The 20,952-nt window shown below is 74.5% G+C and carries 21 protein-coding genes; 14 read left to right on the top strand and 7 right to left on the bottom strand.

Features of this window, described 5'->3' with window-relative positions:
* Nucleotides 1–219 precede the first annotated feature (219 nt).
* Nucleotides 220–1,644, top strand: coding sequence for a sensor histidine kinase (locus tag AB0O82_RS28790; RefSeq protein ID WP_363586834.1), 1,425 nt, complete (start codon nucleotides 220–222; stop codon nucleotides 1,642–1,644).
* Nucleotides 1,641–2,318: a response regulator transcription factor gene (locus AB0O82_RS28785; RefSeq protein WP_363586833.1), complete on the top strand. Its 678-nt coding sequence runs from the start codon at nucleotides 1,641–1,643 to the stop codon at nucleotides 2,316–2,318. The genes AB0O82_RS28790 and AB0O82_RS28785 overlap by 4 nt, the downstream gene beginning before the upstream one ends.
* Before the next feature lie 31 nt (nucleotides 2,319–2,349).
* Here the strand turns inward: AB0O82_RS28785 and AB0O82_RS28780 are convergent, their stop codons facing one another.
* Nucleotides 2,350–2,811 carry an SRPBCC family protein gene (locus AB0O82_RS28780; protein ID WP_363586832.1) on the bottom strand — a complete coding sequence of 154 codons (462 nt, stop codon included), beginning with the start codon at nucleotides 2,809–2,811 and terminating at the stop codon, nucleotides 2,350–2,352.
* Between the two features lie 221 nt (nucleotides 2,812–3,032).
* Here AB0O82_RS28780 and AB0O82_RS28775 point away from each other — a divergent pair, with 221 nt between their 5' ends.
* Genes AB0O82_RS28775 through AB0O82_RS28765 form a run of 3 tightly spaced genes read left to right on the top strand, consistent with a single transcriptional unit; the run spans nucleotide 3,033 to nucleotide 4,874 of the window.
* Nucleotides 3,033–3,620, top strand: a complete 588-nt coding sequence (locus AB0O82_RS28775) for a hypothetical protein (protein ID WP_363586831.1) — start codon at nucleotides 3,033–3,035, stop codon at nucleotides 3,618–3,620.
* 53 nt (nucleotides 3,621–3,673) lie between these two features.
* Nucleotides 3,674–4,387, top strand: a complete 714-nt coding sequence (locus AB0O82_RS28770; protein WP_363586830.1) for an AraC family transcriptional regulator — start codon at nucleotides 3,674–3,676, stop codon at nucleotides 4,385–4,387.
* A gap of 10 nt (nucleotides 4,388–4,397) precedes the next feature.
* Nucleotides 4,398–4,874 (top strand): hypothetical protein, encoded by a 477-nt coding sequence (locus AB0O82_RS28765; RefSeq protein WP_363586829.1) that lies wholly within the window; start codon nucleotides 4,398–4,400, stop codon nucleotides 4,872–4,874.
* Between the two features lie 65 nt (nucleotides 4,875–4,939).
* On the opposite strand, the gene AB0O82_RS28760 is transcribed toward AB0O82_RS28765, so the two are convergent.
* Entirely contained in the window at nucleotides 4,940–5,593 is a 654-nt protein-coding gene (locus AB0O82_RS28760) for a class I SAM-dependent methyltransferase (protein WP_063352855.1), read from the bottom strand.
* Between the two features lie 237 nt (nucleotides 5,594–5,830).
* Between AB0O82_RS28760 and AB0O82_RS28755 the strand changes: the two genes are divergently transcribed.
* The gene (locus tag AB0O82_RS28755; protein ID WP_363586828.1) at nucleotides 5,831–8,590 is read left to right on the top strand and encodes a M4 family metallopeptidase; all 2,760 of its coding nucleotides are present in this window, start codon (nucleotides 5,831–5,833) and stop codon (nucleotides 8,588–8,590) included.
* Nucleotides 8,591–8,641: 51 nt separating this feature from the next.
* Here the strand turns inward: AB0O82_RS28755 and AB0O82_RS28750 are convergent, their stop codons facing one another.
* On the bottom strand, nucleotides 8,642–9,706 hold the full coding sequence (locus AB0O82_RS28750; RefSeq protein ID WP_363586827.1) for a LuxR C-terminal-related transcriptional regulator: 1,065 nt from the start codon (nucleotides 9,704–9,706) through the stop codon (nucleotides 8,642–8,644).
* A 284-nt stretch (nucleotides 9,707–9,990) separates the two neighbouring features.
* Between AB0O82_RS28750 and AB0O82_RS28745 the strand changes: the two genes are divergently transcribed.
* The 5 genes from AB0O82_RS28745 (at nucleotide 9,991) to AB0O82_RS28725 (ending at nucleotide 14,766) form a co-directional block, all read left to right on the top strand.
* Entirely contained in the window at nucleotides 9,991–11,115 is a 1,125-nt protein-coding gene (locus tag AB0O82_RS28745) for an alpha/beta hydrolase-fold protein (RefSeq protein WP_363586826.1), read from the top strand.
* 91 nt (nucleotides 11,116–11,206) lie between these two features.
* Entirely contained in the window at nucleotides 11,207–12,310 is a 1,104-nt protein-coding gene (locus tag AB0O82_RS28740; protein ID WP_363586825.1) for an RICIN domain-containing protein, read from the top strand.
* Between the two features lie 193 nt (nucleotides 12,311–12,503).
* Nucleotides 12,504–12,926, top strand: coding sequence for a hypothetical protein (locus tag AB0O82_RS28735; RefSeq protein ID WP_363586824.1), 423 nt, complete (start codon nucleotides 12,504–12,506; stop codon nucleotides 12,924–12,926).
* A gap of 11 nt (nucleotides 12,927–12,937) precedes the next feature.
* Nucleotides 12,938–14,161 carry a histidine kinase gene (locus AB0O82_RS28730; protein ID WP_363586823.1) on the top strand — a complete coding sequence of 408 codons (1,224 nt, stop codon included), beginning with the start codon at nucleotides 12,938–12,940 and terminating at the stop codon, nucleotides 14,159–14,161.
* Nucleotides 14,158–14,766, top strand: a complete 609-nt coding sequence (locus AB0O82_RS28725) for a response regulator transcription factor (protein ID WP_363586822.1) — start codon at nucleotides 14,158–14,160, stop codon at nucleotides 14,764–14,766. The genes AB0O82_RS28730 and AB0O82_RS28725 overlap by 4 nt, the downstream gene beginning before the upstream one ends.
* Nucleotides 14,767–14,821: 55 nt before the next feature.
* Here AB0O82_RS28725 and AB0O82_RS28720 read toward each other — a convergent pair whose 3' ends face one another.
* Entirely contained in the window at nucleotides 14,822–15,343 is a 522-nt protein-coding gene (locus AB0O82_RS28720) for a peptidylprolyl isomerase (protein WP_363586821.1), read from the bottom strand.
* Nucleotides 15,344–15,598: 255 nt separating this feature from the next.
* Here AB0O82_RS28720 and AB0O82_RS28715 point away from each other — a divergent pair, with 255 nt between their 5' ends.
* Complete coding sequence (locus tag AB0O82_RS28715; protein WP_363586820.1) at nucleotides 15,599–15,838, top strand: hypothetical protein; 240 nt, start codon at nucleotides 15,599–15,601, stop codon at nucleotides 15,836–15,838.
* Entirely contained in the window at nucleotides 15,780–16,118 is a 339-nt protein-coding gene (locus tag AB0O82_RS28710) for a hypothetical protein (protein WP_363586819.1), read from the top strand. The genes AB0O82_RS28715 and AB0O82_RS28710 overlap by 59 nt, the downstream gene beginning before the upstream one ends.
* Before the next feature lie 63 nt (nucleotides 16,119–16,181).
* Here the strand turns inward: AB0O82_RS28710 and AB0O82_RS28705 are convergent, their stop codons facing one another.
* Nucleotides 16,182–17,801: an ALF repeat-containing protein gene (locus tag AB0O82_RS28705; protein WP_363586818.1), complete on the bottom strand. Its 1,620-nt coding sequence runs from the start codon at nucleotides 17,799–17,801 to the stop codon at nucleotides 16,182–16,184.
* Nucleotides 17,802–17,949: 148 nt separating this feature from the next.
* Here AB0O82_RS28705 and AB0O82_RS28700 point away from each other — a divergent pair, with 148 nt between their 5' ends.
* The gene (locus tag AB0O82_RS28700; protein WP_363586817.1) at nucleotides 17,950–18,903 is read left to right on the top strand and encodes an NAD-dependent epimerase/dehydratase family protein; all 954 of its coding nucleotides are present in this window, start codon (nucleotides 17,950–17,952) and stop codon (nucleotides 18,901–18,903) included.
* A 13-nt stretch (nucleotides 18,904–18,916) separates the two neighbouring features.
* Here AB0O82_RS28700 and AB0O82_RS28695 read toward each other — a convergent pair whose 3' ends face one another.
* A complete protein-coding gene (locus tag AB0O82_RS28695) occupies nucleotides 18,917–19,240 on the bottom strand; it encodes a DUF1330 domain-containing protein (protein ID WP_363586816.1) in 324 nt (107 codons plus the stop codon).
* Nucleotides 19,241–19,423: 183 nt separating this feature from the next.
* Nucleotides 19,424–20,920: an MFS transporter gene (locus AB0O82_RS28690; protein WP_363586815.1), complete on the bottom strand. Its 1,497-nt coding sequence runs from the start codon at nucleotides 20,918–20,920 to the stop codon at nucleotides 19,424–19,426.
* Nucleotides 20,921–20,952: the final 32 nt, after the last annotated feature.

Genomic DNA, 20,952 nt, shown 5'->3' with positions numbered 1-20,952 from the left:
ACACGGACCCGGCCGCCACGAGATCCTGAAAACGAGTCCGTGCCGCAAGAACCAAAGCCGGACAGTTGGGGGGAATCCCCTATCGAACACCCTCTGAGGGCTGGGAGACTGCGTGGACGTCCCGGTGCGGTGCCCGTTCGAGTCGGGTGCCGCACCGGGCCCGTTTCGTATCCGTATCCGTTCCGGGGTGAGCTGGACGAAGGTGACGACCGTTTGCGGATGGGCTGGACGAAGGTGACGACCGTTCCGGACGAGCTGGACGAAGGTGACGCCGTGAGCGAGCACGACACCGCCGCGGGGGCGGGGGGCGACCCGCTGTCGGGGTACCCGGTGTTCGCGCGCCTGGCCCGGCTGGGGCAGCGGGCGCGGCAAGCGGACCGCGACCACCCGTGGGTGCTGGACACCGCGGTGGTGGCCGCGGTCTTCCTGCTGTTCTGCCTGCCGGACCTGCTGCCCTTCCACGACGGCGGGGAGCGGGCGCGCGAGCACCGGATCGTCTTCGCCCGCCCGCCGCTGGCGGCGCTGCTGGCCTTGCAGGCGGGGCTGCTGCTACCGCTGCTGTGGCGCCGGCGGCGACCGGCGACGGCGTTCGCGGCGGTCGCGGCCGTGTTCGTCCTGCAGTGGTCCCTGGGGGTGGCGCTGCGCGCGGACGTCGCGCTGCTCGTCGCCCTCTACAGCCTGGCCCTGCACGGGAGCCTGCGGCACCTGGCGTGGGCGTGCGCGGCGATGACCGGCGCGTCGGCCCTGGTCGCGGTGGAGCTGTCCGGCGGGCTGCCGGTCGGGGACGCCCTGTTCTTCCTGTTCAGCGCGGCGACGGCGGCGGTGGCCGTCGGCATCGCGGTGCGCATCCGCCGGGCCCAGCTCGCCGGGCTGCGCGAGCGGGCGGCGCGGCTGGAGGTCGAGCGCGACCAGCGCAGCCGGCTGGCCACCGCCACCGAGCGCACCCGGGTGGCCCGGGAGATGCACGACATCATCGGCCACAACCTGTCCGTGATCATCACCCTGGCGGACGGCGGCGCGTACGCGACCGAGGCCTCCCCCGAGCGGGGCCGGGAGGCGCTGCTGCTGATCGGGGAGACCAGCCGCCAGGCGCTGGGCGAGCTGCGGCGCATGCTCGGTGTCCTGCGCGACCAGGGCGAGCAGGGCCCCGAGTTCACGCCGCAGCCGGGCATCGCCGACCTCGACGGGCTGTGCGCGCGCATCCGGGCCGCCGGGCCGCAGGTCGTGTACACCGCGCGCGGCGAGGTGGAGCGGCTGGACCGCGGGGTGCAGCTGATGGCGTACCGGATCGTCCAGGAGGCGCTCACCAACACCCTCAAGCACGCCGGGCCCGACACCCGGGCGCACGTGACGCTGGCCGCCGAGGGCGGCCGCCTGCGGGTGCGGGTGCGGGACGGCGGTCCGCCCGGCGGGGCGGTGCACGGCGGTCCGGCGGGCGAGGAGGGGCACGGGCTCACGGGCATGCGCGAACGCGCGGCCCTGTACGGGGGCACCGTCACCGCCGGGCCCGGGCCCGGGGCAGGATGGACCGTGGAGGCCGTCCTCGACCTCACCCCCGATGGACCCGACGGACCCGGCGGCCCTGGCGGCCTCGGCGCCTTCACCCCCGACCCCGACCCCGACCCGACAGGCGGCCTGACGTGACCACGGTCCTCATCGTCGACGACCAGCCGCTCCAGCGGTACGGCTTCCGGATGCTGCTGGAGAGCCAGCCCGGCACGGAGGTCGTCGGCGAGGCCGCGCACGGCGCCGAGGCCGTGCGCCTGGCGGCCGACCTGCGGCCCGACGTCGTCCTGATGGACATCCGGATGCCCGGCATGGACGGCATCGAGGCCACCCGGCGCATCGTCGCCACCGGCGGGCGCTCGCGCATCCTCGTCCTGACCACCTTCGACCTCGACGAGTACGCCCACGCCGCGCTGCGCGCCGGCGCCAGCGGCTTCCTCCTCAAGGACGCCCGCCCGGAGGACCTCCTGGCCGGGATCCGCGCCGTCTCCGAGGGCGACGCCGTCGTCGCCCCCGCCATCACCCGGCGCCTCCTGGACGCCTACGCCCACCACCTGCCCGTGCGCCCGCCCGGCGCGGCCGCCGAGGACGATCCGCGGCTGAACGCCCTGACCGAGCGCGAGCGCGAGATCCTGGTCGCGGTCGGCCGGGGCTGGACCAACGGCGAGATCGCGCAGCGCCTGGTGCTCGCGGAGTCGACCGTCAAGACGCACGTCAGCCGGGTGCTGTCGAAGATCGGCGCCCGGGACCGGGTGCAGGCCGTGATCTTCGCCTACGACCGCGGCCTGAACCGGCCGAACCCGCCGGCCTGAGCCGTCCCGCTCCTGCCGTGGGGGCGCGGCGTCAGGGGCGCTTCTTCGGGGCGGCTTCGAGGTCGGTGGCGGCGGCGGCCAGGATGGCGCCGAAGACGTGGGCGATGACGGGCTTGCCGACCCGGCGGGCGAAGGCCGCGCCGACGAGGGGGATGGGGAGCGCGAAGCCGGTCGTCCAGACGACCAGGGTGCCCTCGGGGACCTCCTCGAAGGTCATCCGGCCGAACTCGTGCCGGGCCGGCGGGAAGCTGCGGTCGACGGTGTAGTCGAAGCCGTGCGGGGCGTTGTAGGCGGTGATCCGCTCGTTGAACCAGCCGATCAGCCAGGTGTGCAGCCGCACGGCGCCCACCCCGTAGGGCGCGCCCTCGCCGGGCCGGGCCAGGCGCGCCCTGAGCACGAACGGGGAGCGGGTGTAGTTGGTGCTCGTGGCGCACCAGTCGAACACCTCGGCGATCGGCGCCGCGATGACCCGTCGCACGGTCACGGTTTCCATGGCTCGTCCCTCTCCTGCAGCGGGGGGCGCGGGTGTCTGCCGCGCCCTGTTCACCGATGAAGACCGGGCGCGGACCGAAACCGTGACATCGGGTGGGGGCGTCCTCGGGGGTGGCGGTGTCGGGCGGGTGGGCGGCGGGGAGAGGGGGCGGGGTGGGGCGCGAGGCTTCCGTGGAGTGGGGGGCGCTGCACCGGCGGTGTGCGGTGGGTGTGGTGGCGGGGGTGGCGGTGCTGGGGGGCGCGGCCGGGCCGGTGGTGTGGGCGGGGTCGCAGGATCTGCCGGGCGATCGGCGGTGGTGGCTGGTGGTGTGCGGGGTCGCGCTGCTGGCGGCCGTCGGTGCCTCGCTGCCGCTGCTGCGTCGGGTCTCCACCACCGACTACGTCGTCTCCTGTGTGGCGCTGGTGCTGCTGCTGGTGCTCGCCCTGGGCGCGGTGTTCGCGGCGGCGCAGGCCGCCTACGCCGTCCGGACCAGGCTGCACGAGCCGCCCGGCGTCACGGCCACCGTGACGGGCTGCCGGACGACGGGCCGGGAGCTGGACGACCAGAACCAGGGCCGCGACATCTACGGCTGCACGTACCACTGGAGTGCCGGCGGCCGGGAGTTCAGCGAGGAGCGGCCCACCGGGAAGCTGTATCCGGACGGCCACGAGACCAGGGTGTGGCTCGCCGGCGAGCGGATGATCACGGGCCGGCCGAGCCTGCTCGGGATCCCGCTGTGGATCGCGCTCGCCCTGGCCGGGCTGGTGGGCACGGTCCGGTTCGCGATGGCCCTGGCCTGGAAGGCCCGCGAGGTGGGCCTGCGGCGCTAGGGGGTGGCCGGAATCCGGGGTGGCGGGTGCGGCGCTCTGGCAGCATCGGGCGGATGGGGCAGCGGGAGGGGATCGGGCGGCGCTTCGTGGTGGGCGCGGGGTACGCGCTGTACCGGGGGCCGTTGGCGGACAGTACGTCACATCGGCACGCCGCGTTCCAGGTTGCCGTCGCGGCGGCGGGCGGCGAGGTGACGATCGTGGACGGGGCCGGGGTCCGCCACCGGGGTGCGGCGGTGGTGGTGGCGCCGATGGTGTGGCACCGGATGGCGCCGGTCCGGGAGGTGTCGGCGTTCTTCGTCGATCCGCACTGCGCGTTCGCGGACCGGCTGCGGGCGGGGTGCGGTGACGGTGTCACCGTGGCACCCCAGTGGCGGGACCTGGTGGAGGAGGACCTGTGTCCGTCCGGGGTGCTGCCGTCGGCCGAGGTGGACGTGCGGCTGTGGGCGGCGATGGAGGCGCTGACGGACCACCGGGTCGCGCTGCCGGGGCTCGCGGCGCGGGTGGGGCTGTCGCCGCAGCGCCTGCGGGCGCTGGCGCGGCGGCAGTTGGGGGTGCCGCTGGCGCGCTGGCGGATCTGGCGGCGGCTGGCCCGCGCCGCCGACGCGCTGGGCGAGGGGCGCACGCTCGCCGAGGCGGCGCTGGCGGGCGGCTTCGCGGACCAGGCGCACTTCAGCCGGCAGATGCGGGAGATGACGGGGCTGACGCCGTCCGCGGTGCTCCCGGTGCTGCGCGCCTCGGGCCGGGCGGGCGCCTCGGGCCCGGCGTAGCCTCGTCCGCATGTGTCTGATGGTGTGGATCGGAACCGAACAGCCCGTGCTGCCAATCCCCTGCACCGCCGGTCCCCGGCTCGGGACCTGCTACTGCGGGGTTCGCGAGATCGCCGCCGACGCGCCCGTTCGAGCCCGCTTCACTTCACCGCACGTGACCTACGTCGGCTCGCACGAGGGCTGCGGCTGCGGATTCAACAGCTCCCGGTTCGAGTGGGAGGGGTTCACCGACACGGCCGACGCGATGGCGCTCGTCGACGCGATGCGGGACGAGGAGCGCGAGGAGTTCCTCGCTCAGAAGCACTCCCGGGAATTCCTGGCGGCGCTGGTGTCCGCGGCCCTCCCGCACGGGACGGTCGACATCTACATGTGCTGGGCCGGGGACGAGGACGAACCGCCCGACCGCGTGGAGAGCATCGAGACACGCTGGCTGACGGAGCGTTTGACCCCGCTCCAGGAGCGGGTGAAGTACACGACGCCCGGCTGAGCAGGAGGCGCGAGCCCGCCGGCGTACCCGTGGTCACCGGTCGCACGGGGAACCCGACGGGCGGCCTACGCGCGGCGGGCGACGTAGAACGACAGCGAGCCGGTGAGCGTGGAGACGGTCTCGGTCTCGCGCACGCCGTGGAAGCCGGCCTCGGTGATCAGCCGGGGCAGGATGCCGTCGGCGTTGGGCTGGGTGTCCTCCTTGCCGTCCGCCAGTTGCACGATGCGGAACGCCAGGCGCATGGCGGCCGTGCGCTGGCGTCCGAAGTCGGCGATGACGAGCTTGCCGCCAGGGCGCAGCGCCGTGTGCATGGAGGCGAGGACGGCCTGTTTCATGGGGATGGGGCACTGGTGGAGGACGAGGCTGGAGACGACGGTGTCGGCCGTTTCGGCGCCCACGAGGTCGGCGACGGCGTCGCCCATGCCGATGTGCCATTCGGGGGTCACTCCGGCGGCGGCGGCCTTGCGGCGGGCCACTTCGAGGGTGGTGGGGTCGGGGTCGACGCCGATGACGCGGGCGCGGGGTTCGACGCGGCCGAGGAGGACGGCCAGTGAGCCGGTGCCGCAGCCGACGTCGAGGATCACGTCGTCGGGGCGGGGGGCCACGTGCATGGCGAGCAGGCTGCGCCACAGGCGTTCGCGGGTGAGGGAGACGATGGGGTCGTAGAGGCGTACGGGGCCGAGGCGGCCGGCGGCGGGGGTGAAGGCGCGATCGGTCATGCGGGTCAGTGTCGGCCGGGGGGTGTGGTGGCGTCTTGAACGAATCGCTCGCCGGGCGGGGCGGGTTGGGGTTTCCGGGCCGGTTGCGGGGCCGGTTGCGGGAGTCGGGTTCCGGCCCTCCGAGGGCACATAGAAAGTCTATCGACATATGACGTTGGATGACTTATCGTGATCGTCGCGGTGGTCCGGCGCGGCCGGCCCGCCGCGACCACCGTTCGGCCCTGCGAGAGGACCTCCGTGCCCCGTCGTTCCCGCACGTCCACAGCACTCGGCATCGGCGCCACCGCCGTGGTGGCGCTGGCCCTGGCCGCGCCGCCCGCCCTGGCCGGGCCCGCGGCCACCCCCGACCCGGTGCCCTCCCTGGTGGCCGGTCAGGACACCGCCGCCCCACAGCTGGTCACCGGCCTGGCCGAGCCGGCCGTCGGCAGCCCCGCCGACGCCGCCCGCGCCCACCTCGCGGCCCACGCCGACCGCTACCACGTCGACCCCGGCGAGCTGGCCGAGGTCGGATCCGAGAGCACCGCCGACGGCCGGCGCACCGTCAGGTTCGAGCAGCGCCACGACGGCGTGCCCGTGTTCGGCGCGCAGTACCTGGTGCATCTGACGGGCGAGGGCGCCGGGCAGCGCGTCGAGTCGGTCGGCGGCAAGTACTTCACCGGCCTGACCGTGCCGACCACCGCCACCGTCCCGGCCGCCGCCCTGCGGGATCTGGCGCTCGGCTCCGTCCAGGACCCGAAGGCCCGGGCCGCGGCCACCGCCGAGGACCACGGCCTGGTCGTCCTGCCGGACGGCGCCGGCCGGCTCGCCCAGCGCTTCACCGTGCACGCCGCCGACCCGGCGACCGGGGCGCCGGCGGCCCGCGAGGTCTTCGTGGACGCCACCGTCGGCGTGGTCGCCCTCGCCTACGACACCCGCGCCCCGCTCCCGACGGGCGGCAATGCCGGGAGCGCCGCCGACGGGAGCGCCGCGGCCGGCCTCGAACCCGCCACCGGGACCGCGCCGGACGCCCACGGCAACTCCGCCAAGGTGAACATCGCCCGCCTGCCGGACGGCAGTTACCAGCTCACCGACCTCACCCGGCCCGCCGCCATCACCACCTACGACGCGGGCGGCCGGGACGAGATGGACTTCGGCGGCGGCATCCCCGCCGACCTCCCCCCGGCCCACTCCCCCGGCCCGGACTTCCCGGCCTCCGCCGGCACCAGCGGCGCCACCGACGCCAGCGTCAACGCCGGTATCGTGTACGACTTCTACCACGACCGGTTCGGCCGCAACGGCCTGGACGGCAAGGGCGGCGCGATCACCTCCGTCGTCAACGTGACCCAGGACGGCGCCCCCTACGCCAACGCGTACTGGGACGGGAAGAAGATGGTCTACGGCAGCGGGGGCCCCAACTACTACCCGTTCTCCGCCGCCCTCGACATCGCCGGGCACGAGATGACCCACGGCGTCATATCGAACACCGCCGACCTGGCCGGCATGGGCCAGGCCGGCGCGATGAACGAGGGCATCGCCGACTACTTCGGCAACGCCATCGAGGTCACCGCCCGCGGCATGTCCATGAACGACCCGGCGGCCGCGCTGCTCGGCGAGAGCAAGTGCCGCACCGGCACCCCGCAGGCCTGCGCGGACCGCCGGATGGACGACCACCGCACCACCGTGGACGACTACCTCGGCGGCACGGTCGACAACGGCGGACAGCACCTCAACGCCACCATCTTCAGCGGCGCCCTGTGGGACGTCCGGCGCACCCTCGACCCGCTCACCGCCGACCGGGTGGTCTACCGGGCGCTCACCGCCTACCTCACCCCGCTCGACGACTTCGTGGCCGGGCGCAACGCGGCCCTGGCGGCCGGCCGCGACCTCGGCCTCAGCCACGCCCAACTGCGCACCGTGGCAGCCGCGTTCGACGCGCACGGGATCAAGCCCGGCTGGGAGAGCCGGATCGGCATGGACAGCCGCACGCTGGCGCGCAACCTCTCCTACTCGATGGCGCCCCCGGCCGCCGGCGGCGGGCACTGGGTGGCGATGGCCCCCGCCCCCGACCCGGTCAAGGGCACGGGCGGCACCCGCCCCGACACCACCGCGCTGTACACCGGCTCCACCACCGGGCGCGGCGCCCCCGTCCGGCTCAGCCCGGACGACGGCCGCTACCACAGCTGGCCCGCCACCGACGGCACCACCGCCGTGTGGAAGGCCATCGGCACCACCGCCCAGAACCACAGCCGCGAACTGCTGGCCGCACCGCTGTCCGGCGCCGGCCCGGTCCGCAGCCTGTTCCTCGCCGACGGGACGGAGCCCGGCAGCCCCCAGGTCTCCGGCGGCGACATCGCCTTCACCGTGAACGACTTCACCACCCACCGCACCAGCATCCGGCTGTCCCACGACGGGGCCCCCGCGGTCGAACTTCCGCTGGCCGACGGGCACCACCCGGACGACCTCACCCTCAAGGACGGCTACCTCGCCTGGACCGAGTCCTGGCAGGACGGACAGCAGTACGTCACCGCGCCGACCGTCTACTCGATCGCCGCCGGCAAGGTCACCGCGCAGTACACCGCGCACGCCGCTCCCGGCGCCGCCGCGAGCACCGCCTCCTCCGCCCGGCTCGCCGGCGGACGGCTGCTGTGGCTGGACACCCCCGACGGCGCGACCGCCCGCGCCTCCATCCGCTCCGGCGCCCTGGACGGCTCCGGCGTGACCGAGGTGCTGGCCGCCGACTCGCCGAACGCCCCGACGCGCGGCGGCAGCCTCACCGCCTCCGACCAGGCCGTCACCTACAAGGTCGAGGGCACCAAGCCCGCCGGCGGCTGGACCAACGCCGCACTGCCCAAGCTCTGGCAGCTGCCGACCGGCGGCGGCACCCCGCAGCGCCTCTCCTGCGACCGGGGCGGCCAGGACCAGCCCGCCGCCGACCAGGGCACCCGGGTGGTCTGGCTGGACTCCACCCCCGGCCGCACCGACCTGGTCGTGCGCGACCGCGCGGCGGGCACCTGCTGACCGCCTTTCCCTGACCCCCACCCCCCAGGGGTCCGGCCCGGCACGGACGGCTCACAGCCAACCGCGCCGGGCCGCCTGCACGCCCGCCTGGAAACGCGTGGTGGCCCCCAGCTGGGCCAGCAGCGCCGAGACCCGGCGCACCACCGTGCGCCGCCCCAGCCCCAGCCGCCGGGCGATGGCGTCGTCCGTGGCACCGCTGGCCATCAGGGTCAGGATGCGGCGGTCCCGCTCGCCGATCTGCAGGTCGGCGGCGGACACCGACGCCGGGACGGCCAGCCGCCAGAGCGTCTCGAACACCGCGGCCAGCGCCCGCAGCAGGCCCGAGGGCCGGATCAGCAGCGAGACGACGCCCGGGCGCCCGTCGGCCGCCAGCGTGACGATCGCCAGGTCGTCGTCGCCCAGGGCCAGCTTGAGCGGCGGATCGTCCAGCGTGCGGGCCTGCTCCCCCGCCTCCATCATGCGCGCCATGTTGGGGCCCGCGACCGGGTCGTCGAAGGCGCAGCCGTGGTAGATCGAGCGGTAGACGACCCCGGCGGCCATCCGCTGGCGCTGCAGCACCTCCTGGTCGAGGTAGTAGGCCGAACTGCCGGAATAGGGCGGCACGTCGATGACCCGCACCTGGTGGCGGGCGGCCAGCTGGAGTCGCCGGCTGGCCGCCAGCACCTGGGCGGCGTCCTCGACCACCTCCAGGGCGCCGTAGGTGCCGGCGTCGCGCCGGGCGAAGCGGTAGAGGCGTTCCAGTTCCGCCCCGGCCCGGCGCGCCGCGGCCTGCCGGACGGCGTCGCTCTGCAGCACCGCCTCGACCACCCGGCCGGGCGGCAGCGCCTCCCAGGCGCGGTCGCGGTGACCGTCGTCGCGGTGACCGTCGTCGCGGTGACCGTCGTCGCGGTGACCGTCGTCGCGCGGGCCGTCGCCGCGCGGGCCCTCACCGTTGCAGGCCACGACGACTCCCTCGTCGGCGAGTTCCCTGAGCACGGCCAGGACGACGCCCTCGCCGAGGCCGACCCCGGCCGCCAGCTCCGCCGCCCGCGCCTGCGGACGGCCGACCAGGCAGCGGTAGATCCGGCCGCGTTCGGAGTCTGGATCCAGCACGTCGTGCACGACGTCCCCCGTCATCGTGTCGGTGTATCGGTGTATCGGTGTATCGGTGTGTCGGCTCGGCGCTGTGCCGTTGTGTCGGCCCGTCCGCTCGTCGGTTTGTCGGCTTGTCGTTGTGCCGGTGTCGCCCGGACGGGCCGTCGGAGGCTACCCACGCCGGTGGCGCACATGCGCCAGTGGCCCAGGTGCGCCGCAGGGCGCTCTGGCGGACCGCGAGGTGATCTCGCAAGAGTTGTCGGTGCTCAGACAGTTCCAGCGGTTCCCCCCGGGAACAGCGGCACCCTCACGGCCAAGGACGACCCATGACACCAGCCCAGCCCGCCCGGCGCCCGCCCGTACGGCCCCCGCGCGCCCGGCTCCGGCACGCCAGGACGGCCGTCGCCGCCCTGGCCGCCTGCCTCCTGCTGCTGGGCGTGCCCGCCGCGCCCGCCGCGCCCGCCGAGGCCCCCGCCCCGCCGCCGATGAAGGACGGCTTCGGGCTCACCCAGGTCGGCGCCCCCACCGGCAGCGCCACCAACTTCGTGCTCACCGTCACCACACCCCAGGTCGCCGGGGAGCACACCATCCGGATCCTGCTGCCCGCCGACTACGCGGCCAGCCCGGCCAAGCGCTACCCGGTCCTGTACTTCCTGCACGGCGCCTCGGACAACCCGAGCGACCCGGCCCTGGCCTACCCCGCCCTCACCGCCGCGCAGTCGATGATCACCGTCATCCCGGACGGCGGCCTGCGCGGCTGGTACACCGACTGGCTCGACCAGAACACCGCCGCCGGGGCGCAGAACTGGGAGACCTTCCACCTCGACCAGGTCGTCCCGTTCATCGACGCCAACCTGCGCACCCTGACGGGCCGCAGGAGCCGGGCCGTCGGCGGCCTGTCGATGGGCGGCTTCGGCGCGCTGCACTACGCGCAGGACCGGCCCCAGCTGTTCGGCCAGGTCCTCACCATGTCCGGCGCGAACGACCTCTCCGTGAACGAGATGATCATCCGCGGGGCCGTGGTCGCCACCCTGACCAACGCCGGCACCGTGCTGTGCGGGCCCAGCGACGGCAAGCCCTGCGGCCTCGACTTCGGCCCCACGGTCTCCAGCGACGCGATCTTCGGCTCGCCGTACCCGGTGTTCAACGCCGACTGGCGCTGGAACGCCGCGGACCCGGTCTCCCGCGTGGGCGCGCTCGCCGACACCGGCATCGCGGTCTACACCGGCAACGGCAACGGCAGCGCCTCCGACATGGAGTTCTGGGCCGAGGGCACCGCCAAGCGCCTCAAGGACCGCCTGGACGCCCTCGGTTACCGCTACCACTACGTCGACTACGGCAACGGCGCCGGCTGGGGCACCGCCTGCAACGGCGGCCACAGCGCGGGCTGCTGGGCGCAGGACCTCGTGGACTACGTCCCGCGCCTGGAAGCGGCCTTCGCCGCCGCCTGACCGGCCCGCCCTCCTTCCTTCCTTCCTTCCGCCTCCTCTCCCCTCTCCCCCCTCTCCCTCTCCCCGTTCCCGACGAAAGGACCCGACCCCCGTGCTTTCCGCCACGACCCCGAGCCGAACGGCTCCCTGGCTGCGCCTGATAGCGGCCGTCCTGGTGGCCTGTTGCGCCGCCCTGGGCTTCACCGCCTCCCCGCTCGCGACCGCGCGGGCCCACGCCGCCACGGCGCCGGCCGCCGCCTGCGCCTCCCCGCAGCAGTGCCTGACCATCAAGTCCCTCAGCAACGGGCGCCAACTCGACGTCCAGAACGGCACCATGGGCGACGGCGCCTACATCGTCACCAACTCGGCGCCCGGCTACCACCAGTCCTGGCGGCTGAGCGTCGACCCCTCCGACTTCTCCTTCACCATCGTCAACAACGACACCGGCAAGTGCATCGACCTGGCCTTCTTCACCCCGGCCCTGCGCCAGCAGACCTGCGCCGGGCAGGCCAGCCAGCGGTGGTTCCTGCAGCCGGTCGCCGGGGCCGCCGACGCGTTCATGATCCGCCACCTGGGCGACAACACCTGCCTGGACCTGCTGCTCGGCGCCCAGTACGACGACGCCTGGACCGACCAGTACACCTGCAACGGCACCGCCAACCAGCAGTGGTCCACCGGCTTCCCGCAGGCCGCCCGCAGCCTCGCCGTCGACCACGCCGCCAAGCAGTGCCAGAAGGACGTCTCCTCCTGCTCCTGGGCCGTCAAGAGCGAGGCCCCCGCGGCGCCGCTGCCCAAGATCTGCGTCTCCTCGATCTGGTTCAACAACACCAGCAGCGCCGCCCAGCAGAACTTCGCGGTCACCAACATGACCGGCTGGTCCAGCACCCTCGGCGGGGAGATCGGGGCGGAGATCTCCGGCGGCGCGCCCGGCGGCGTCTTCACCACCGCGGTCAAGACCGCCGTCAACTACAGCAACGTCTGGCAGGGCTCGACCACCGTCAACAACGCCGTCACCGTCAACGTCCCGCCCCAGCAGTACGGCTGGGTGACGCTGGCCGAACTCGCCCGCAAGGTCACCGGCAACTGGACGTTCGACGCCCGCGGCTTCCCGTGGACCGCCGAGGACACCGTCACCGTCCCGCTCACCTCCGACCCCAGCGGCGGCGCCACCCTCTACATCGCCAACACCAGCCCCACCTTCACCAGCTGCACCTGAGCCCCACCGCACGACCGAAGGCCAGCCGCCGCCCGGCACCGCCGGGCGGCGGCCCCGTTTTCCCCCGGCTCTTCCCCGGCCCTCCCCCCAACCTCACCTGCCCTGACCTGCCCTGACCTGCTGACAATTGTCACGGTCGGCCGGTGCGGCAGCACACTGCCGGGCGGGGGCGCGGCGCGGACAGCATGGGGGCATGACCTCCACCGACGTGAACCACCCCGACACCGTTCGGGCCTTCCGCACCGTCAGGCGGCTGGTGTTCGCCTACCTGGGCCTGAGCGTCGTCACCCTGGCGGCCGCCTACGTCCTGCGCAACCACCCCGACCTGGTGAACCCGGCCGTGTGGATCCGCGGCAGCCTCGTCGTGGCCAGCGCCGTGGTCACGTACCTGTTCACCACCCGGGCCGCCCGCGGATCGTACGCGGCGTACCGGCGGCTGCGGATCATCTCGGCCGTCATGATCGCCGCGATCGTCGTGATCATCTGCGTACCGGGGACCTTCCCGTTCTGGATGAAGGCCGAGCAGGCCCTGTGCGGGCTGGTGCTGGCGGGGGTGGCCGCCGTGATCAACGGACGCCACCTGCGTACCCTGTTCGCGCGATCCGATGCGACGTGAGGCGGGCGAGGGTGGACGAGGACACGCAGGCGACCCTCCCCGGGCACGCCGCCGCGGAGCGCGCCACAGGGGAGCGCGCCCCGCAACGGTGGGTGCAGGGCTGGCGGCGGATCATGCTGAGCGCCGGGATGCTGGTCTACCCGTGCCTGACCGCCGTCGCCGTGAGCGGCAACGTGTCCGGGGCGGCCCTGGTCGCCGGGTACGCGGTCGTCGGCGCGTTCTGCCTCTGCTTCGTCCTCACCGCCACCGCGATGATCCACCGCCGGCGGCGACAGGTGTTCCTGCTGCTGGCGGTGATGAGCGCGCTGTTCCTGGCCGCGCTGCCGTTCGCCCACGAGAACGCGTTCTACCTCGCCATCGTCGTCGTCTCCTTCGTCGCCGTGCTGCGGCGCCGCCACGCCACCCTGGTGACCGTCACCGCCACCCTGGCCGCCCTGCTGGTGCCGTGGGCGGTGCCCGCCTGGCACGCCGGGCCCGGCACCTTCCAGGCGCTGGCCCTGCTGTTCACCGTGCTCACCACGGGGGCGTTCGCGGAGATCGCCACCACCAACCAGGCCCTGGTGGCCGCCCGGGCCGAGGTGGCGCGGCTGGCCTCGGAGGCCGAACGCAACCGGATCGCGCGCGACCTGCACGACCTGCTCGGGCACTCGCTCACGGCGATCACCGTCAAGTCCCGCCTGGCCCAGCGCCTCGCCGCCAAGGACCCCGACCAGTCGCTGGCGGAGATGGCCGCGGTGGAGTCGCTGTCCCGGCAGGCGCTGGCCGACGTCCGGGCCGCGGTCACCGGCTACCGCGACGTCACGCTGGCCGGCGAACTCGCGCGCGGACGCGAACTGCTGCGCGCCGCCGGGGTGGTAGCCGACCTGCCGACGTCCACCGACCCCGTCGCCACGCGGGACGGGGAACTGTTCGGCTGGGTGGTGCGCGAGGGCCTGACCAACGTGGTCCGGCACGCCCGGGCCGACCGCTGCACCGTCACCGTCACCGGCTCCTCCGTGGAGATCCGCGACGACGGGACGGGCGCGGACGGCAGAACCGGCGGGACCGGCGAGGGCAGCGGGGTCGGGAAGGGCAGCGGGGTCGGGAAGGGCCTGAGAGGGCTGCGGGAACGGGTCGCGGCGGCCGGCGGTACCGTCGAAGCCGGCCCGCTGAGCCCGCGCGGGTGGCGGCTGCTGGTCACCGTCCCGCCGAGCGCCCGCCACGGGCGCGCCCCCGCCCGGAAAGGGACGACATGACGATCCGCCTGCTGCTCGCCGAGGACCAGGAACTGGTCCGCACCGCGCTGTGCGCCCTGCTCGACCTGGAGGACGACTTCGAGGTGGTCGCCGCCGTCGGACGCGGCGACCAGGTCGTCGACGCGGCCCGCGAACACCGGCCCCACGTGGCCCTCCTGGACATCGAGATGCCCGGCCTCGACGGCCTGGCCGCCGCCGCCGTCCTGGCCCAGCAGGTGCCCGACTGCCGGGTCGTCATCCTCACCACCTTCGGACGCGCCGGCTACCTGCGCCGGGCGATGGAAGCGGGCGCGGTCGGCTTCGTCGTCAAGGACGCGCCGGCCGAAGTGCTCGCCGACGCCATCCGCCGGGTCGCGGCGGGCGAACGCGTGGTGGACCCGGAACTGGCCGCGGCCACCCTGGCGGCCGGCGCCTCCCCGCTCACCGCCCGGGAACGCGACGTGCTGAACGCCTCCCGCTCCGGGGCCGGCGTCGCCGAGATCGCCGGCAAGCTCTACCTCTCGGAGGGCACGGTGCGCAACTACTTCTCCTCCGCCATCGCCAAGACCGCCAGCCGCAACCGCACCGAGGCCCTGCGCACCGCCGACGACCGCGGCTGGCTGTGACACCGCCGGACGACGGGCGCAGGGCTGCCGGACTGCCGGACTGCCGGGGCAGGCGTCAGAGCCGCTCGACGGTGACCTCGGTGATCACGACGTCCTCCACGGGGCGCTCGCCGTCCGTGGGGACGGCCGCGAGGGCGTCGACGACGGCCCGGGAGTCGGCGTCGGCGACCTGGCCGAAGATGGTGTGCCGACGGTTCAGGTGGGCGGGCGTGCCGACGGTGATGAAGAACTGCGAGCCGTTGGTGCCCGGGCCGGAATTGGCCATGGCGAGCAGGTAGGGCCTGGTGAAGTGCAGTTCGGGGTGGAACTCGTCGGCGAAGGCGTAGCCCGGGCCGCCGGTGCCGCTGCCGGTGGGGTCGCCGCCCTGGACCATGAAGCCGGCCACCACGCGGTGGAAGAGCGTGCCGTCGTAGTACGGGCCGCTGCCGGGCCCGCCGGTGCGCGGGTCGGTGTACTCCCGGGTGCCCTCGGCGAGTTCGACGAAGTTGCGGACCGTCTTCGGCGCGTGGAACTGGAACAGCTCCAGCCGGATCGGGCCCAGGGTGGTGTGCAGGGTCGCGAACAGGCCCTTGGCCATGGCGGACTCCTTTGCTCGGATGGTCGGAGAGGGGATCAGCGTCGGCATCCTGGCACACGGCGGGTTCGTGATCGCACCCGGCGCGGGGCCTCGACACCGGCAAATGCCTCGTGGCGCCAACTCATCTGCATGGCAAGCGGGTTGTCTGCTTGAACGCCGGATCGGCCCGGTTTCGGGCGGGGTCGGGGGTGCGAGCCGGGGCTGCGGGTTGAGAGGATCGGCCCGGAAACGGGATGGACGGGAGAGGGGTGAGACGTGGTCGGTACCGTGCTGGTCGGTGTCCTGGTGATCGCGGTCGGCGGGTGCGTGTGCGTGGTGTGGGCCGAACGCGGCGGCCCCCGCTGGGTGCGCGCCGTGGCGTCCGTGACGCTCGCCTCGGGGTCCCTGCTGCGCCGCTCCTCGCGCAGCCGGCGCCGGAACCGGAGCCTGAGCGGCGGTGACAGCGGCGACGGTGGCGATGGCGGTGGTGGCGGTGGCAGCGGCGATGGTGGCTGAGCGCCCCGCCCGCGGGCGCGAAGACGACGAGCGGCTGCGGCGGGTCTTCGAGGCGGTGCTGGCCAAGACCCTGTCCGGGACCGGACCGCTCACCTGCACGGGCCTGGACGAGGACACCGAGAACGCGCTCTGGGCAGTCTGGGAGGCGTACCCGCACGCTTCGGCCGAGCTGGTGCAGGCCGCGCGGCGCGCCTTCGCGGGCCAGCTGGACGGCAGCAACGCGGCCCGCTGGCACGCGGACCTCGCCCGGGCGATCGCCGAGCGCAGCCCCCGCGGCTGAACGTGCGTCCCCGGACGTCCGGGCGTCCCCGGACGCGTGGGCGGCCGGGGACGCTCGGGGGCGTCAGCTCTCGGTGGAGCGGCGGCGGGAGGCGACGACGAGCGCAGCACCCGCGGCCAGGGCCGCGGCGGCGCCGCCGGCCTCCCAGCCGAGGCCCTCGGTGCCGGTGGCGGCGAGCTGGCCGGGGCGGGTGGTGCCCGTGGTGGCCGTGGCCGTCCCGGCGGTGGTGCCCGCCGCGATCGCGCCCGCGGTCGTGCCCGTCGTGGTGGTCAGGGCGGCGGGCTGGACGGCCAACTGGGCGCCGGTGGCGGTCTGCGGCTGCTCGGCGGGCCGGGCCGGCTGCGGGGCTGGCTTGTTCGCGGCGGCCTCGTCCTCGGCACGGGCCGTGAACTGGCCCTCCTTCAGGAACTTCACGACGTCCTCGTCGGTGCCGCCGTCCAGCGCCCGGCTGGCGGCCTCGCGCACGGCCCGCCCACCGGCCGCCATGATCTGGGCGAGCTTCACCCGGTTGTCGTCGGCCCGCTGCTTGGGAAGCTCGACGTCCAGGAAGTGCCGCACGTCGGCGACGGTGCCCGCGAGGGCCTTCTCCCCCGCCTCGCGCACGCCCGGGCCGGTCTCCTTGTCGTCCAGGATGCCCTGCACCTTCGCACGGGCCTCGTCCTCGGCACGGGCCGTGAACTGGCCTTCCTTCAAGAACTTCACGACGTCCTCGTCGGTACCGCCGTCCAGCGCCCGGCTGGCGGCCTCGCACACGGCCCGCCCGCCGACCGCCATGATCTGGGCGAGCTTCACCCGGTTGTCGTCGGCCCGCTGCTTGCGGAGCTCGACCTCCAGGAAGTGCCGCACGTCGGCGGCGGTACCCGCGAGGGCCTTCTCCCCCGCCTCGCGCACGCCCGGGCCGGTCTCCTTGTCGTCGAGGATGCCCTGCACCTTGGCGCGGTCCTCGTCCTCGGCACGGGCGATGAACTGGCCCTCCTTGAGGAAGGCCAGGATTTCCTCGTTGCTGCCGGATATCGCCTTCCCGGCGGCCTTCTTCAGTGCCGGCCCGGCGCCGTCGAAGATCCGGGCGACCTTCAGCCGGTTGTCGGTCTGACGCCGCTCCTCGAGTTCGACGTCCAGGAAGTGCCGCACGTCGGCGGCGGTACCCGCGAGGGCCTTCTCCCCCGCCGCGCGCACGGCCGGGCCGGTCTCCTTGTCGTCGAGGATGCCCTGCACCTTGGCGCGGTCCTCGTCCTCGGCACGGGCGATGAACTGGCCCTCCTTGAGGAACTTCGCGACGTCCTCGGCGGTGCCGCCCCGCAGGGCGGCCGTGGCGGCCTTCTTGACGGCCGGCCCACCGACGGCGAGGACCTGGTAGGCCCTCACCCGGTTGTCGATCACGCGCTGGTCGTGGAGCTCGACGTCCAGGAAGTGCCGCAGGTCGGCGGCGGCGCCGTTCAGCGCCTTCTGGGCCGCCTCGCGCACGCCCGGGCCGCTCTCCTTGTCGGCGAGGATGCGCCGCACCTCGGCGCGGTCGTGCTCCTCCTGGCCCGTCCCCTGGTCCTCGGCACCCTTGGACGCGGTGTCAGGGCCGGAGACACCGGCCGGCTGGGGGTTGTCGGCGGCGGAAGCCATCGACGGGAAGAGGACAGTGGGGGCCAGGACGGCGGCCGCGACGACGGCGGACACCCGGGACAGCTTCATTCAGTACCTTGCGTTGTGCGGAGAGATTGTGAACGCCCGCCAGCATAGATCGTCTTTTACGGTTGCCATACCAAGTATTTGCTGTCGCCCGCACCGCACCCTCGCAGCACCCGCGGCACCCGCGGCCCCAGACCCTAGGGTGGGGCGGATGAGCTTCCACGTGGTTGTCGGATACGGGCCCGCCGGGGCCGCCACCGCCCGCCTGCTGGCCGGGCAGGGGCACGCCGTACGGGTCGTCACCAGGTCGGGGAGCCCCGCGCGGGGCGGGGCCCCGGTGCCCGGAATCGAGCACGTGGCGCTGGACGCGGGCGATCGCGCGCGGCTGGCGGAGGCCGCACGCGGCGCAGCGGCGATCTACGGCTGCGCGGCGCCGCCGCTGCCGCAGTGGGCGGCGCGGTGGCCGGCGCTGGCCTCCTCGCTGTGCGCGGCGGCCGAGGCCACCGGGGCGGTGCTGGTCATGCTCGGCAACCTCTACGGCTACGGGCCGGTGCGCGGCCCGATGACCGAGGACCTGCCGCTGGCCGCGGCCGGTCCCAAGGGGCGGGTGCGGGCGGCGGCGTGGGAGCAGGCGCGGGCGCTGCACGGGGCCGGGCGGATCCGGGCGGTCGAGGTGCGGGCCTCGGACTTCTTCGGCCCCGGGGTGACGGACGGCGGGCACCTGGCCTCGCGGGTGATGCCGGGCCTGCTGAAGGGCCGGAACATCGCGGTGCTCGGCGACCCGGACGCGCCGCACAGCTGGACGTACCTGCCGGACGTGGCGCGGGCGTTGGCCGAGGTCGCGGGCGAGGAGCGGGCCTGGGGGCGGGCCTGGCACGTGCCGACGGCCCCCGCGCTGCCGGTGCGCGCGATGGTGGAGCGGCTGGCCGCGCAGGCGGGCGTCGGACCGGTCGCGGTGCGCCGGCTCCCGCAGGCGCTGCTGGGCGCGGCGGGGCTGTTCTCCCCGCTGCTGCGTGAACTGCGCGAGGTCCGTTACCAGTTCGACCGCCCGTTCGTGGTGGACTCCTCCGCCTACGAGGCCGCCTTCGCGGTGCGCGCGACCGCGCCGGAGGAGCAGGTGGAGGCGACGGTGCGGTGGTGGCGCGAGCGGGCGCAGGGGCGTTGAGCCCCCGGGCCGGTCAGTGCTTGAGGGCGTCGGCGCCGCGGTAGCCGGCGGGCACGCCCCGGGCGAAGACCACGTCGGCGGCCATGTGGCGGGTGCGCAGCGGGAGGATCTCCTGGTAGGCGGGCGAGTCGTACCAGGCGCGCAGGCGTTGGTGGTCGGGGAACTCGATGAGGATGAGGTCCTGTCCCCAGGTGCCTTCGACGGTCTCGATCCGGTCGCCGTGGATGAGGAAGCGGCCGTCGAAGGGGTCCAGGGTGGCGTCGATGCGCTGGAGGTACTCGACGATGTCGGGGCCGAACTCGACCGAGTGGACCTGGGCCATCGCGTAGGCGGTCATCGCTGTTCTCCTGGGGGTTGGTCCGGTGTCCGTGGTCTCCGACGGTACGGGTGGGGGTGGTGGGGGCGAATCCGTCGCGGATCGGTAGGGGGTACGTAGCGCGGCTGCCCCCGGCGGGTGCCGGGGGCGGGCTGGCGGGTGGTCAGGTCGTGGCGGGTGGTCAGGTCGTGGCGGGTTGGGTGGTCAGGTCGTGGCGGTGTCCTTGGCGGCGGGTGCCGGGTGGGTAGTGGCGGGTGCGGCCCCGGCGGGCGGGGCGGGGATGGTGGCGGCGACCGCGGCGGCGGCCAGGGCCACGCCGCAGCCGATCAGCAGGCCGACCCTGAAGCCGCTCTCCGAGGGCAGGGTGTGGCCGCCGAGGGTGGTGGTCAGCTGGGCGAGGACCACGCCGACCACGGCGGCGGAGACGGAGGTGCCGAGCGAGCGCATCAAGGTGTTGAAGCTGTTCGCGGACGCCGTCTCGGACAGCGGCACGGCGCTCATGATCAGTGCGGGCATCGCGCCGTAGGCCAGGCCGACGCCGCTGTTGCACACCAGTGTCACGACCAGGACGCCCCAGGTGGAGCCGATGAGCACCATCGAGAGTCCGTATCCGGCGGCGATCGCGAGGGAGCCGGCGACCAGGGTGAACTTGGGGCCGCGCGCGGCCGACAGGCGTGCGCCCAGTGGTGAGACGGCCATCATCATCAGGCCGGAGGGCGCCATCCACAGGCCCATGGCCAGCATCGACCGGCCCAGGCCGTAGCCGGTGGCCTCGGGGAGTTGGAGCAGCTGGGGGATGATCAGCGCCTGCGCGTACATGCCGAAGCCGACCAGGACGGATGCGGCGTTGGTCAGCAGGACCCGGGGGCGGGCCGTGACCCGCAGGTCCACCAGCGGTTCGGGGCAGCGCAGTTCCCACCGGCCCCAGGCGAGGAGCAGGACGGCGGCGGCGGCGAACAGGCCGAGGGTGAGGGGGTCGGTCCAGCCCCAGTCGGCGCCCTTGGAGACGGGCAGCAGGAGGCAGACCAGTCCGGCGCCCAGGCCGGCCGCGCCGACGGGGTCGAAGCGGCCGCCGGCGGGGCGCCGGGCGGGGGCGGGGACGAGGAAGCGGATCATCGCGGCGACGACGAGGGTGAGGGCGGCGGCGCCCCAGAACAGGGCCCGCCAGCTGGCGTACTGGGCGACGGCGGCGGCGATCGGCAGGCCGAGGCCGCCGCCGATCCCCATCGAGGCGCTGACCAGGGCGATGGCGGAGCCGAGGCGTTCGGGCGGCAGGACTTCGCGCAGCAGGCTGATGCCGAGCGGGACGACGCCCATGCCCATGCCCTGGAGGCCGCGGCCGATGATCATCGGTACGGCCGCGGAGGCGAGGGCGCACAGGACCGATCCGATGAACAGCGGTACGCAGCAGGCCAGGAGCATGCGGCGTTTGCCCAGCAGGTCGCCCAGGCGTCCGCTGATCGGGACGAAGACGGCGCCGGCGAGCAGGGTCGCGGTGATCGCCCAGGAGGCGTTGGACGGCGCGGTGTGCAGCAGTCGGGGCAGTTCGCCGATCAGCGGGGTGACCAGGGTCTGCATGATCGCGGCCACGGTGCCGGTGAAGGCGAGGGTGGCGACGATGCCGGTGGTGGGGGTGGTGCCGGCGGTCGGGGCGGTGCCGGCGGTCGGGGCGGTCGTGCCGCCGGGCTGGGGGCCGTCCATGGCGGGCTCCTCGGAAACGGAATGTGTATCGT

Source organism: Kitasatospora sp. NPDC088264 (genome assembly GCF_040685715.1).
In the GTDB taxonomy this organism is placed as follows: domain Bacteria; phylum Actinomycetota; class Actinomycetes; order Streptomycetales; family Streptomycetaceae; genus Kitasatospora.
The sequence above is the reverse complement of the archived record's forward strand: the minus strand, read 5'-3'. Positions and strand labels throughout refer to the sequence as shown.